This is a genomic window from Novosphingobium sp. (assembly GCF_019748365.1).
Classification (GTDB): domain Bacteria; phylum Pseudomonadota; class Alphaproteobacteria; order Sphingomonadales; family Sphingomonadaceae; genus Novosphingobium.
Genome location: NZ_JAIEPN010000100.1, coordinates 34,395 through 48,353 on the forward strand (window position 1 = coordinate 34,395; position 13,959 = coordinate 48,353).

Genomic DNA, 13,959 nt, shown 5'->3' on the forward strand with positions numbered 1-13,959 from the left:
GCCCCGCTTGATTTTGATGCTTTCTCATGCGACGAACCTTCCTGAGAACGTTCACAGAAACAATTGGGAAGGGTGAGAATGATGGTTCGGCGCGCGCTTTTGGCAGCCATGTTGCTGGCGTCGGGAAGTGCCCTTGCTGCACCCGGCGAGATGTCCGGCACCGCCCATCCTGCGCTCTGGCCCGCCGCCCACAGCCCCGCCGCGATCACCAGCCCCGCCAACGAGCGCCGGATCGCGCGCATGCTCGCAGCGATGACGCTCGAGCAGAAGGTCGGGCAGATGATCCAGGCGGACATCAGCGCGATCACGCCTGAAGACCTCGCGAAGTATCCGCTCGGCTCGCTCCTCGCGGGTGGCAATTCGGGCCCCTGGGGCGATGAACGCGCCAATGCTGCCAAGTGGGCCAAGCTCGTCCGCGAATTCCGCGCAGCATCCGCCAAGTCCGGCGCCGGCATTCCGATGCTGTTCGGCATCGATGCCGTGCACGGCCATTCCAACCTTCCCGGCGCCACGATCTTTCCGCACAACATCGGCCTCGGCGCCGCAAACGATCCGGCGCTGATCCAGCGCATTGGCGAAGTGACCGCGGTGGAAGTCGCCGGGAGCGGCATCGACTGGACTTTCGCGCCCACCCTCGCTGTCCCGCAGGACTTGCGCTGGGGCCGCAGCTATGAAGGCTATGCCGCCGATCCCGCGCTGGTGGCGCGCTATGCCAAGGCGATGACGATCGGCCTGCAGGGCCCGCTCGTCCCCGGCAAGCCGCTCGCGGCAGACCGCGTCGCCGCGACGGCCAAGCACTACCTTGCCGATGGCGGCACCGATGGCGGCAAGGATCAGGGCGACGCGCTGATCTCCGAACGCGAACTCGTGGCGAAGCACGCGCAAGGCTATCCGCCCGCGATCAATGCCGGCGCGCTCACCGTGATGGCCAGCTTCTCGAGCTGGAACGGCATCAAGAACCACGGCAACAAGAGCCTGCTGACCGACGTACTCAAGGGCCGCATGGGCTTCCAGGGCCTCGTCGTGGGCGATTGGAACGGCCATGGCCAGATCCCCGGCTGCACCGTCACCGATTGCCCGCAGACCTTTACCGCCGGGCTCGATCTCGCCATGGCGCCCAACAGCTGGAAGGGCCTCTACGAAGCCACCCTGCGCGAGGCGAAGCAGGGCACGATCCCGATGGCGCGCATCAACGATGCGGTCGCGCGGATCCTGCGCGTCAAAGCCAAGCTCGGCCTGCTCGGTTCGAATCCGGTTGATCGTGGCAACCCTGCCGTGGTCGGCGCCGATGCACACCTCGCCCTCGCACGCGAAGCGGCGGCCAAGTCGCTGGTGCTGCTCAAGAACAACGGCGGCGTCCTCCCGCTGCGGCCCGGCGCCAAGGTGCTGATCACCGGCCCCGGCGCGGATTCCATGGCCATGCAGGCCGGCGGCTGGACGATCACATGGCAGGGCACTGACACCACCGCCGCCGATTACCCCAAGGGCCAGACCATTGGCCGCGCCATTGCCGCTGCGATCAAGGACGCCGGCGGCAGCGCCGCCATCTCGGCCGATGGCAGCTTCGCCGATCGCCCCGATGTCGCCGTCGTGGTCTATGGCGAACAGCCCTATGCCGAATTCCAGGGCGACATGCCGAACATCGCCTTCCGCGCCAACGCTGGCGAGAAGGATATGCTCGCCAAGCTGAAGGCGCAGGGGATCAAGGTCGTCTCGGTGTTCCTCTCGGGCCGTCCGCTGTTCGCTGGCGCGGAAATCAACGCTTCCGACGCCTTTGTCGCCGCCTGGCTTCCGGGTACACAGGGACAGGGCGTGGCGGACGTGCTCGTCGCCCGCAAGGATGGCGCGCCTGCGCGCGGCTTCACCGGCAAGCTACCCTTCCCCTGGCCCGCCGATGCGGTCTCGCCGGTCAAGGCCCCGCTCTTCGCCGCAGGCTATGGCCTGACCTATGCGAGCAAGGCCATGGTCGGCCCGGTCAATGAAGACCCCCACGTCGATCTCGTCGCTTCGGCGAGCGAGGGCGTCTACTTCGCGCTCGGCAAGGTCCCCTCGCCCTGGCACATCAGCCTCGATCCCGGCATCGCCGCCCGCGCAGTCGATCTTGGCGCGCAGGAAGATGCGCAGCAGTTTTCGTGGAGCGAAAGCGGCGCCATCGGCATCGACGGCCCGCCGGTCGATCTCATGCGGCAGCTCGACGAGGAATTCGCCCTGAAGCTCGAAGGCCGCCTCGATGCCGCCGCCAGCCCCATCGCGGTGACCATGGCGGGCGCCACGCTCAAGGTCACGCCGACAGCCGGCCCGCTCACGCTGCGCATTCCGCTGCGCTGCTTCAAGGATGCGGGGGCGGACTTCAAGGCGGTCGGCACCCCCTTGCGCATCGCGGGCGACAAGGGCCTCGTCCTCACCCTGCGCGGGGCGAGCATCGAAGGCGTCGGTCAGACCTACGCTTGCCCGGCTAGATAGCGATACCTTCGGCTTCAAAAAAGGCGATCACCGGGGCCAGCGCGTCCCGGTGTTTCATCCAGCGAGCCACCGAATCGGTGTACATCGGGCGCCGAACCTGCGCCGCGCTCGGCGTTGAAACCGGCGCGGTGTTGCGGTGGAAATCGAGGCAGGCGGCATCCCATTCTAGCCCGCAATGCGCCAGCAGCAGCCGCGTGGCGCCTTCCTGGTCCGCCACCAGATCCTCGTAGCGCAATTCCAGAATACGCCCCGGCAGCGCCGCGCGCCAGAACGCCATCAGCCGGTCGAACCGCGCATAATACCGCGCGATGTCCATGAGGTCGTAGCTGTAGTCATAGTAGCGCGAGGAAATCGCGAACAGGTTCCTGAAGTTCGCCAGTACCGTATCGAGCGGATGGCGCCTGAGGCACACGATCCGCGCTTCGGGCAGCGCCCGCGCGATGAACCCTGCATACTGGAAATTGCCGGGAAACTTGTCGACAAAGCGCCCCTGCTCGCGCGCGCCCGCATGGCTCAGTGCCCGCGCCATATAGTCGCGCCCGATTGCGCCAAGGTCCTCGCCCGCCGCCGCCTCGATCGTTTCCGGATCGAGCACCACCCGGCTCGCCGTGCCTGCCGCCATTTTCACGGCCAGCGGCATCGCCTGCAATTCGCCTGCGCTGCGCACCATGGGATGCGAGGACAGAATGCGGTCGACCAGCGTGGTTCCCGTCCGCGGCATGCCGATGACGAAGATCGGCGCGTCCTGCGGCGCCCCCTTCACCGGTGCCGCCGCAACGCGCGGCCAGGTCCGCTCGATGGCATCGAAATTGGCGGCATCGCGCGCAAAGGTATAGGGCAGCCGGGCACGATGCTCGGCATTGGCCTCGGCAAGCCGGGCAAACGCTGCCTGCTGCTCGCCGATATCCTCAAGTTCCTTGGCCAGTGCATAGCCCAGCAGCAACCTCGCGTCCGGCGCCCGCGCGCGGGCGAGCGCCGCCGTCAGCCGCTCGGTGTGGTTTCGCTCGGCGCTGTGCTTGCGCATTCCCGCCAGCATGTGATGGGCCCGTGCATAATCGGGATCGATGCCGATCAGCATTTCGGCCTCCGCTTCCGCCCCGTCGACATCGCCGATGAAGTTGAGCGCCGCCGCCAGATTGTAGCGGAACGAGGCATTGCCGGGCGCAAGCCGCACCGCCTCGCGGAAATGCGGCACCGATGCGGCATGTTCGCCGAGCCGGGCATAGACGCAGCCGATCGTATCGCGCCCCAGCGCATCCGCGGGCAGCGCCAGCTCTGCGGCGGCCAGGGTCTGCGCCGCCGCCGCATCCTGCCGCAACATGACCTGCAGCCGCGCCAGCTGCGCGCGGTATTCCCCGCGCGGATCGAGCTCCACCGCATGGGCGATGTCGGCCATCCCGGCGCTCACCCGCCCGGCCTCGGCGCGGGCCATGCCCAGCAGGAACCGCGCTTCCGCATCTTCCGGAAAAGCCGCGACAACGCTCGCGGCGAGTTGCTCGGCCGCCGCCAGATCGCTTCGGCTCAGCGCGCGGCGGACGGCAGCGATCCGGGCCGGTTCAGCCTTCACGCCCCGCGATCAACCGGCCGGGGACGACGTGTCCTTGCGCCGCTCGAGCATCGCGATTACCGGCTTGAATGGGAACACGAACTGTTCCCAGATCGTCAGCCGCCGCCGATCATCCTGCCCGACGAGCACGCCTTCGCCTTCCTTGTAGGTGCCGAACAGACGGTCGATCAGGATCAGCGAGTTGCCATAGTTGCAGCGGGTGTTCTCATAGCCCACCGAGTGGTGGAAGCTGTGGTGGCGGATCGTGGTGAAAAAGAAGCTGTAAAAGAACGGCGGATCGCTCTTCACGTTGGCGTGGGCAAACGTTGCGATCGTGTTGGTCACGGCAAAGGAGCAAAGATAAGCCGCCGGCGAAACATCGAGCAGCGCGACAATGCCGATGCTGATCAGGAACAGCTCGATCGGATTGCCCACCGCGCCCTTCATCGCGTTGAGCTGGGTGATATGGTGGTGCGGCGCATGGGTCAGCCAGAACGGCTCCCAGTTGTGCATCAGCCGGTGCATCCAGTACTGCCCGAACTCCCACAGGAACACGACCAGCGCGACCTGCGCGAGGAACGGCATCGCCGTCACCCACGGCGTCGCGATGCCCCAGGCTTCCTTCAGCGCATGGAGCGGCGCTTCCGAAAGCATATAGGCCACGCGGCTGATGACGGTGTTGATCAGCACGAAATAGAACAGGTCGGTGAAAAATTCCTGCCGGTTGATCCGCCAGCCCTCATGCCGCTCGAGCACGAGTTCGAGCCCGAGCACAAAAGCGGTGACAAGGCTGTTCACGGCCAGCAGCGTCCACGGATTGGCCACAAAGGCCGCCGGCGCCCAGGCCCAGAACGCCACCACCGCCGCTACTGTCGCGGGCGGAATGCAATCGACCGCCAGCTTCCTGATGCCCGAACTCATGACTCTGTCGCTCCTCGCCTCTCGTTCCTTGTATTCCCGTCCTGCTGCCTTGTTTTCTCGCAGCAGGATTGCGCAATCGGGGGCGAGGATCAACCCCGCCCCCTTTTTTGCCATCACCCTCTCGAACTCAGTACTTCAAGCGGAACTCCAACCCGAAGGTGCGCGGCGTGATCACCGTGTTGCGCAAGTAGCGCAGCACGACCCCATCGTTCACACCGACGCGCGAGCGGTCGTTGGAAACCGCGGTCACGGCGTACTTGTTGAAGATGTTGTTCGCGAACATGCCGATTGTGACCGTGTCGTTCTGCCACGTCAGCGAGGCGCGGTGCAGCACGAAGCCGGGCAGCTTGTCGCCAAAGGCACGGTCCCAGCCCAGACGCGTCACCACATCGCCGCGATAGGTCGCGGTCCAGTCGCCGATGAGGTCGCCGCCCATGAACGGCATGGTGTAGTTCACCCCGAGGCTGCCGCTGTTGCGGGTCGAACCCGGCAGGCGGTCGCCCTTGAGCGCGTCCAGCTGGATCGGCCTGCTTGGGTAGGTGGCCGCCGGACTGTTGACCGCGATGATGGCCGGCACATTCTCCGTCAGCCTCGCGTTCGTATAGGCATAGGTGCCCTGGATCGAGAGCGCCGGGATCGGCCGCCACTGGAACGAGACATCGAACCCGTCCGACTTGGCCTTGCCGCCATTGACGGTGATACCGACAATGCCGTTGACCGTGGCCGAGGCGACCTGAATGCCGCTCCAGTCGATCGTGAAGGCGTTGAGGTTCAGCGTAAGCTTGCGGTTGAACAGCTCCGCACGCACGCCGAATTCGAGGTTCTTGGTCGAATCCGGGCCATACTGAAGTTCGTTCGGCAGCGCGCAGACGTTCTGGAACGGCGGCGGCTTCAGCGGGAAGACGCATGGCGCGACCGTGTTGGGTCCGCCAATGCGATACCCCTTGCTGTAGGTCGCATAGACCATCAGACCGGGGTTGAACTTGTAGGAGGTGTTGAACTTCCAAACCCCGCCGCTCTTCTCGGTCGTGCCGCCTGCCGGGGTTGCGTCATAGGGGCTGATCGGATCGCCAAGCAGCGGGACGACAGCGCGGCCGGAAACCCGCGAGGTGTAGTTGAAGTAGCGCCCGCCGGCCGTGACCTGCCACTCGGGCGTGACCTTGAAAGTGGCTTCGCCGAAGACCGCCTTCTCGGTCACCTTCGAGCGGTTGAACGAGGCATATTCGATCTCTCCGGGGTTCGTCGCAAGATCTACCCACGGGTGGCCGGGAATACGCTCGCGGTAATCGGCCTGAAGCTTCTGCTCGTTGAAGAACCCACCAAGCACCCAGCTGAGCGGACCGCCATGAGTCGAGACGAGGCGGATTTCCTGGTTGAACTGCTTGCGGGTGTTCTCGCTCTCGTTGAAGCTCGTGAACTGCGGGAACGTCTCGTAGTCGTAGTCGAGGTCGAGCAGCAGGTCGGTGTTGTCGCCGATGCGCTTGTTCCTCACCTGCGTGTAGGCCGTCGTCGCCACGACATCGAAGACTTCGCCGACATGGGCATTGATTTCCATGCTCGCGAGGTGGGCCTGGCGATCGACCGGCTCGGCATAGCGTGCCGCACTCTCATACCGGCCCGTGCCCAGCACGAAGTCGCTGTTGTACTGGCCACCGTCGGTCTTCGTGTGCTGGTAGGCGTAAGTGAAGTCTACCGAGAGATCGGGCGTGATCTGGAACAGCAGCTGGTTGCGCGTCGTGAAGGTGCGCTCGAAGTTGAGGTCCTTGCGCCGGAACAGGTTCGCATCATACCCCGCCTGCGAGATCGAGCGCGGGGGCGTCGTCACGAAGCCGTCGGGCTGGGGGTTCGAAACGCCGGGCGTCTTCACCAGCAGCGGATAATCGATGAAGCCCGGATCATAGTAGTAGCCAGTCGCCGAACGGAAGGCGATCACATCCTTCACGATCGGAATGTTGATCATTCCGTCGGCCTGGAAGCCGCCCTTTGATGACTCGTTCTTGCCATAGACGCGGCCATGCACGGCCGCCTCCCACTTGGTCGGATCGGGCCGGTTCGGGATGTTGCGGATCGCGCCGGCCAGGGTACCGAGGCCGTAAAGCGTGCCTTGCGGCCCAAGCAGAATCTCGACGCGGTTGAGGTCGAGCATCTTGAAATCGTAGTAGAGCGGGACTTCGCCGAGGTAGACGCCCAGTGCGTTGTCGTACGTCGCGCCGGTCACGTCGGTATCCGAGGCGTTCAGGCCGCGCAGCACGATCGTGCCGGCGCTGCCCGGGCCGGTGTCGGCGATGGTCACGCCGGGGGTGAAGTCCGCGATGTCGCGCACGTCATCGATGCGCTGGCGGGAAAGCTGCTCCGCGCTGACCGCCGCGATATTGATCGGCACGTCCTGCAGCGTCGTGGCGCGCCGCGTCGCGGTCACCACGATGGCATTGTTGTCCTCGACCCCGGCAGCAGCCTGGGGCGCATCAGCATTGGCTTCCGGAGCCATCTGTGCAAAGGCGGGAAAGGCGGTGCTGCCCATGAGGATCGTCGCACACACCAAAGTTGTCTTGTACGTTTTCTTGGTCACTCGAGCCCCCGCGTTGCTTGCGTGAAAGCCTTCTCGAAGCGACACCCAGTCCCTGTTTGCCCGCATTTGGCGGGGCTCGCCGACCCTTTGCAGATCTGGCGCCTAGTCATTCCCTCACTTCATGATCGCCAAGAAGGCGACCGAACTCTTCAACGCACCAGATGACCAAAGAGGCAATTCGACCAGAAGGGCCGGTCATCCAGCAATAGATACTTCAAGTGATACTGTTCGTTTTCGAATGTCCCTTTCGAAACCAAACAATACCTCTTCCGCCCGATTGTTATCGTGCAGATCACATGTGCCAGAAGATCAGATCGCCCGGCATGGAATTTCGTTGCTGCCACTGCAAAGGACTATCACCTTTGCGACATTTCGGTTACGCTATCGATATTACATAACAGGTCAAGCGTAATAATTCGGTGCTGGCGCGGTATTATCAGGCCAACGCTGCACTGCGGAATTCCTTGATTTTTTCGCTGTGCAGATCACGCATCGGCCCTTTCCGGAAGCACACTGCGGCTCCGGCAGCGTTGCGCGGATTCAACACAATCGCGCGGAATTCCTCGCCCGATTCGCGAAACCCGTAGGCGCATGCCCGAAAGTGGTATTACGTTTTTTCAAGAACGTAACATTTTGCCATGGACAAGCAGGTTGTTTCTCGCAATGCTGCACTGCGAAAGGAGACAGAATCGTGTCAGCCACTTCTCCCACCAGGAAAACCCGCGGGATAACCGGTTCGCTCCTTGTCGCGGCACTTGCCGCCACCTTTGCGCTGAGTGGCTGCTCGGGCGGCAGCGCCCCCGCTGAAAAGAAGACCGAATTCAGCATCGGCTGGTCGATCTATGCCGGCTGGATGCCCTGGCCCTATGCGCAGCAGGCCGGCATCGTGAAGAAGTGGGAAGACAAGTACCACCTCAAGATCAAGATCGTGCAGGTCAACGACTACGTCGAATCGATCAACCAGTACACCGCCGGCAAGCTCGACGGCGTCACGCTCGCCAATATGGACGCGCTGACGATTCCGGCGGCGGGCGGCAAGGACACCACCGCCGTCATCCTCGGCGACTATTCCAATGGCAACGACGGCGTCCTGCTCAAGGGCGCGACCAACCTCTCCGCGCTCAAGGGTCGCTCGGTCAATCTCGTCGAGCTCTCGGTCTCGCACTATCTCCTCGCCCGCGCGCTCGAGAAGGCCGGCATGGGCATGACCGACGTCAAGACGGTCAACACCGCCGACGCCGATATCGTCGGCGCCTTCGCCAGCGCCGATGTCACCGCCGCCGTCGCGTGGAACCCGCAGCTTTCCGTGATGCGCGCGCAGCCGGGCGTCACGCAGGTGTTCTCCTCGGCCGACATTCCTGGCGAAATCCTCGATCTGCTCGTCGTCGATACTGCCACGCTCAAGGCCAATCCCGATCTCGGCAAGGCGCTCGCGGGCATCTGGTACGATACTGTCCAGTTGATGATGAAGCAGGACGCCGCAGGAAAGGCCGCGCGCGCCGCCATGGCCAAGCTTGCCGGTGCCGCGCCCGAAACCTTCGACAGCCAGCTCACGACGACCTTCCTCTACACCGATCCCAAGGCCGCCGTCGCCGCCGCGCAGTCTCCCGCGCTTGTCACCACGATGACGCGGGTGCGCGATTTCAGCTTCTCCAAGGGGCTGTTCAAGGGCGCGACCTCGGCCGACGCGGTGGGCATCGCCTTCCCCGGCGGCAAGACGCTGGGCGATGCGGCCCACGTCACGCTGCGCTTCGACGACAGCTTCATGAAGCTCGCCGCAGACGGGCAGATCTGAGCCGATGCGGCTGATCAACCGGCACTTTTCCAAGCGCGACCGCCTGATTGCTGGCGGTACGCCGATCCTGCTGCTCGTGGTGTTCTACCTGATCACCGCGCTGCAGCGCCACGCCGCCAATCCGTCGGACAAGATCCTGCCCCTGCCCTCGGGCATGGCGAAGGCGATCACCGATCTCCTCACCACGCCCGATCCGCTTTCGGGCAACCTCGTGTTCTGGGCCGATACCTTCGCCAGCCTCCAGCGCCTTGGCCTTGGGCTCGGCATCGCGACGCTCTTCGCGCTCGTGCTCGGTCTCCTCATCGGCGCGCTGCCGCCGGTGCGCGCGGCGCTGAGCCCGCTCGTCACCGGCATCGCGGTGATCCCGCCGATTGCGCTGCTGCCGATCCTGTTCATCGCACTTGGCCTTGGTGAGACCTCCAAGGTCGTCCTCATCGCCATCGGCGTCGCGCCCGTCATGGTCCGGGATATCGCCGCGCATGTCGGCAGTCTGCCGCGCGAACAGATCATCAAGGCCGAAACGCTCGGCGCCAATTCGTGGCAGATCATCGCCCGCGTCGCGCTCCCGCAGGCCATGCCGCGCCTGCTGCAGGCGATCCGCCTCGCGCTCGGCCCGGCCTGGGTGTTCCTCATTTCTGCCGAAGCCGTCGCCTCCGATATCGGCCTCGGCTACCGCATCTTCCTCGTCCGCCGCTATCTCTCGATGGACGTGATCATCCCCTACGTCGCGTGGATCGCGCTGCTCGCCATCCTGATGGACGTGACGCTCGCCGCGATCAGCAAGCGCGCCTTCCCCTGGGCGCACGGAGAGGGCCGATGAGCGCGCTCCTCTCGCTCAAGAACGTCTGGGTCGAGTATGGCGACAAGGTCGTGCTCGAAAAGGTCAACCTCGAGGTTTCCGAAGGCGCCTTCCTCTCGATCATCGGCCCCTCGGGCGCCGGCAAGTCGAGCCTGCTGCGCCTGATCCTTGGTCAGGAGGCGCCCACGCGCGGCAAGATCCTGCTCGATGGCGAACCTCTCAAGCCCGAATGCGGCCCCGATCGCGGCGTCGTGTTCCAGCGCTACTCGGTCTTCCCGCACATGACCGTGCTCGGCAACGTCACCTTCGGCCTCGAATGCCCGGCAGCCCCCTTCGCTGCGCGCCTCTTCGGCACCGCGCGCCGCAAGGCCGAGGCGGAGGCGACCGCCATGCTCGAAGCGGTCGGCCTTGCCGACAATCTCAACCTCTACCCCGCGCAGATGTCGGGCGGCATGCAGCAGCGGCTGGCCATCGCGCAGGCCCTGATCAAGCGACCGCGCATCCTGCTGCTCGATGAACCCTTCGGCGCGCTCGATCCCGGCATCCGCGCCGACATGCACGGCCTGATCACCCGCCTCTGGCGCGACTATTCGCTGACAGTCGTGATGGTCACGCACGACATCAAGGAAGCCTTCACGCTCGGCACGCGCGTCCTCGCGCTCGACAAGCGCCGGCACGATCCCCACGCGCCGCACCGCTACGGCGCGACGGCGGTCTACGACCTGCCCTTGCGCGGCCCCCCGGTGCCAGCGCCCGAAGCCACCCCCGAACCCCAGCCCGCAACCGCCGCCAGCTGAGAGAGTACAGCCCATGAGCACAGAACCCACCGGCCTCGCCCGGCTGAGCATGAGCCTTCCGGCCGAACTGTTCCGCAAGCTCGACATGATGGTGAGCGAGCGCCAGCTCCCCTCGCGTTCGCAGCTCATGGCCGAGCTGATCCGCCACGCGCTTGCCGCGCACGAGGCGTTCACCCGGCCCGACGAGATGCTCGCCGGCACGATCACGCTCGTCTACCGGGGCGAGCGCGGCCGCGTCCGCCACCAGCTTGCGCAGACGCAGGCGCACTACCTCAAGGAAGTGATTTCCTCGCAGCACGTCTTCCTTGAAGACGACCAGTCGCTCGAAGTGCTGCTCGTGCAGGGCCCCGCCGCCCGCCTCAAGGATCTGTCGGACGCGCTGCGCCGCGTGCGCGGGGTCCAGCAGCTCGAACTCGTCACCACCACCGCGCTCCTTCCGCAGCTCTACGAGCCCGAAGCCGATGCGCCGCAGGGAGAAGCCGCATGACCCCCGCACCCACCAGCGCGCTTGCGAACCCCAACGCCGCCCGCGATCACGCCCGCGCCCAGGGCGGCACCGTGGTCGAGGCGATGCCGATCCTCCCGCCCGTCGCGCCAGACCTGCCGGAAGGCGTGCCCGCGTCCGATCTGCTCTGGGAAGAGACCGTCGCCCCCGGCGGCTATGCCACCCGCCGCCTGCCGCGAGGGAGCCGCCTGCGCCTCGTCGACACGAAGGGTGATGCCAGCGCCAGTTTGCAGATCTTCAACGCCGAAATGCCGACCGAGCGCTACAGCTTCGCCGACACCGTGAAGATCCAGTGGAACGCCTATCTCGCGGAGGGCAAATTCCTGCTCTCCGACATGGGCCGCGTCCTTATGAGCATCTTCAAGGACTCGACGGGCGGCACGCACGACACCTTCTCCGGCACCTCCAACGCCTATACCAACGCCGCCAAGTACGGCGACGGGCGCAACAGCGGCCAGTTCCCCAACGGGCGCGACCGCTTCCTGCTGGGCGCCGCCAAGCACGGCCTGCAGCGCCGCGATATTCACGCCGCAGTGACTCTGTTCAAGGGCGCGAAGATTGCCGATGATGGCACGATCGATCCGCAGATCGGCCCCTTCGAGCCGGGCCGCGAGGTGATCCTGCGCGCCGAGATGGAGGTCATCGTGGTCATCGCCAACGTGCCCCACGTGCTCGATCCCCGGCCCGACTACACCGTCACCCCGCTGCGCCTCACGGCATGGCGCGGGGTCGTGGCCGCCGAGGACGATCCCATCCGCACCGCGACGCCGGAGGGCCTGCGCGCCTTCCTCAACGTCGAAGACTACTACCGCCGCTAAGGAGGCAGTCCCATGCAGAACCGCGATCCGCACCATGACGGCCTGCCCGATACCATCGTCCACGACGAGGTCGTCCCCGCCCGCGCGCCCTGGATTCACCACATCAAGAAAGGCCAGACGCTGCGCATCGTCGACCTCGAAGGCAACCAGGCGGTTGATTTCCTGCTCTACAGCGAAGCCGACGACACCGAGCGCTATTCGGCGCAGGATACCGTCGCCGCGCAAGGCAACCTCTTCCTGCGCACCGGCACCGTGCTGCGCTCGAACGAAGGGCGCCCGATGATGACCATCGCCGGCACCACGGTCGAATACCACGACACCATCGGCGGCGCCTGCTCCTGCGAGAGCAACACGCTGCGCTATGGCCACCACACCAAGGCCCAGCACGCCTGCGTCGAGAACTTCCTTGAGGCGAACCTCACCGAAGGCCGGGGCAAGCGCGATATCGTCGCCAACATCAACTTCTTCATGAACGTGCCCGTTGAAGCAGACGGCGCGCTCGGCATCGTCGACGGCATTTCCGCGCCGGGGCTGACGGTCGATCTCAAGGCCGAGATGGACGTGATCGTCGTCGTCTCGAACTGCCCCCAGATCAACAACCCCTGCAACGGCTTCAATCCCACGCCCGTGCGCATGATCGTCGCCGCATGATCAGCACACCGCTGCGAACCTCCCTGCTTCTTCCCCTCCCCCGCTCGGGGGAGGCCGGGTGGGGGTGCCCAGCGCCTGAAACCGCAACCGCCGTACCCCCTGCCGCAACCCCTCCCCGCCGGGGAGGGGAGCAATGATTGATAGCCAGCACATGAGCTTCGACACTGTCCTCATTGCCAACCGCGGCGCCATCGCCACCCGGATCATCCGCACCTTGCGCCGCATGGGGCTGCGCTCGGTCGCGGTCTATTCGGAAGCGGATACCGGCTCGCTCCACGTCTCGGAAGCCGACGAAGCCGTCTGCATCGGCGGCGCGCGCCCGTCCGAAAGCTATCTCAACATCGAAGCAATCCTCGCCGCCGCAAAGCAGACCGGCGCTGGCGCGATCCACCCCGGCTATGGCTTCCTCGCAGAAAACACCGATTTCGCCGAAGCCTGCGCGGCTGCCGGAATCGTGTTCATCGGCCCCACGCCGGACAATATCCGCATGTTCGGCCTCAAGCACAGCGCCCGCACGCTCGCCAAGGCGCATGGCGTGCCGCTCGCGCCGGGCTCTGAGCTGCTGACGAGCGAGAAGGAAGCGCTCGCCGCGGCCAACGAGATCGGCTTCCCCGTCATGCTCAAGGCGACCGCCGGCGGCGGCGGCATCGGCATGCGCGTGTGCGAAAGCCAGGCCGATGTACGCGAAGGTTTCGCCACAGTCGCACGCCTCGGCCAGAGCAATTTCGGCGATGCGGGCGTCTTCCTTGAACGCTATGTGCGCCGCGCGCGCCATGTCGAAGTGCAGATTTTCGGCGACGGTCAGGGCCGCGTCGTGGCGCTTGGCGAACGCGATTGCTCGCTTCAGCGCCGCAACCAGAAAGTGGTGGAGGAATCCCCCGCCCCGCTGCTCCCCGAGCATATCCGGCAAGACCTCTACGCCGCCGCGATCCGCCTCGGGCAGGCCGCGCGCTATCGCAACGCCGGCACGGTCGAATTTCTCTACGATGCCGAACGCGAGCAGTTCTACTTCCTCGAGATGAACACCCGCCTGCAGGTCGAGCACGGCGTGACCGAGATGGTCATGGGGATCGATCTCGTCGAATGGATGGTGCG

General features: G+C 65.4%; 11 protein-coding genes. 8 read left to right on the plus strand and 3 right to left on the minus strand.

Features of this window, described 5'->3' with window-relative positions:
* Positions 1–78 precede the first annotated feature (78 nt).
* Complete coding sequence (locus K5Q19_RS12750; RefSeq protein WP_292945746.1) at positions 79–2,463, plus strand: glycoside hydrolase family 3 protein; 2,385 nt, start codon at positions 79–81, stop codon at positions 2,461–2,463.
* Here the strand turns inward: K5Q19_RS12750 and K5Q19_RS12755 are convergent.
* From K5Q19_RS12755 to K5Q19_RS12765, 3 genes are all read right to left on the minus strand, one after another.
* Positions 2,456–4,030, minus strand: coding sequence for a tetratricopeptide repeat-containing sulfotransferase family protein (locus K5Q19_RS12755; RefSeq protein ID WP_292945748.1), 1,575 nt, complete (start codon positions 4,028–4,030; stop codon positions 2,456–2,458). The genes K5Q19_RS12750 and K5Q19_RS12755 overlap by 8 nt on opposite strands.
* Positions 4,031–4,039: 9 nt before the next feature.
* Positions 4,040–4,930: a sterol desaturase family protein gene (locus K5Q19_RS12760; RefSeq protein ID WP_292945750.1), complete on the minus strand. Its 891-nt coding sequence runs from the start codon at positions 4,928–4,930 to the stop codon at positions 4,040–4,042.
* A gap of 127 nt (positions 4,931–5,057) precedes the next feature.
* Complete coding sequence (locus tag K5Q19_RS12765; protein ID WP_292945764.1) at positions 5,058–7,451, minus strand: TonB-dependent receptor; 2,394 nt, start codon at positions 7,449–7,451, stop codon at positions 5,058–5,060.
* A gap of 820 nt (positions 7,452–8,271) precedes the next feature.
* Between K5Q19_RS12765 and K5Q19_RS12770 the strand changes: the two genes are divergently transcribed.
* From K5Q19_RS12770 to K5Q19_RS12800, 7 genes are all read left to right on the plus strand, one after another.
* Complete coding sequence (locus tag K5Q19_RS12770; protein ID WP_292945766.1) at positions 8,272–9,294, plus strand: putative urea ABC transporter substrate-binding protein; 1,023 nt, start codon at positions 8,272–8,274, stop codon at positions 9,292–9,294.
* 4 nt (positions 9,295–9,298) lie between these two features.
* A complete protein-coding gene (locus K5Q19_RS12775) occupies positions 9,299–10,114 on the plus strand; it encodes an ABC transporter permease (protein WP_292945752.1) in 816 nt (271 codons plus the stop codon).
* Positions 10,111–10,890 carry an ABC transporter ATP-binding protein gene (locus K5Q19_RS12780; protein ID WP_292945754.1) on the plus strand — a complete coding sequence of 260 codons (780 nt, stop codon included), beginning with the start codon at positions 10,111–10,113 and terminating at the stop codon, positions 10,888–10,890. Before K5Q19_RS12775 ends, K5Q19_RS12780 begins: the two co-directional genes overlap by 4 nt.
* Before the next feature lie 13 nt (positions 10,891–10,903).
* Positions 10,904–11,377: a CopG family ribbon-helix-helix protein gene (locus K5Q19_RS12785; protein ID WP_292945756.1), complete on the plus strand. Its 474-nt coding sequence runs from the start codon at positions 10,904–10,906 to the stop codon at positions 11,375–11,377.
* On the plus strand, positions 11,374–12,213 hold the full coding sequence (locus tag K5Q19_RS12790; protein WP_292945758.1) for an urea amidolyase associated protein UAAP1: 840 nt from the start codon (positions 11,374–11,376) through the stop codon (positions 12,211–12,213). Before K5Q19_RS12785 ends, K5Q19_RS12790 begins: the two co-directional genes overlap by 4 nt.
* 12 nt (positions 12,214–12,225) lie before the next feature.
* Positions 12,226–12,864, plus strand: coding sequence for an urea amidolyase associated protein UAAP2 (locus K5Q19_RS12795; RefSeq protein ID WP_292945760.1), 639 nt, complete (start codon positions 12,226–12,228; stop codon positions 12,862–12,864).
* A gap of 151 nt (positions 12,865–13,015) precedes the next feature.
* The coding region (locus K5Q19_RS12800; RefSeq protein WP_292945768.1) for a biotin carboxylase N-terminal domain-containing protein at positions 13,016–13,959 on the plus strand (944 nt) is incomplete at its 3' end.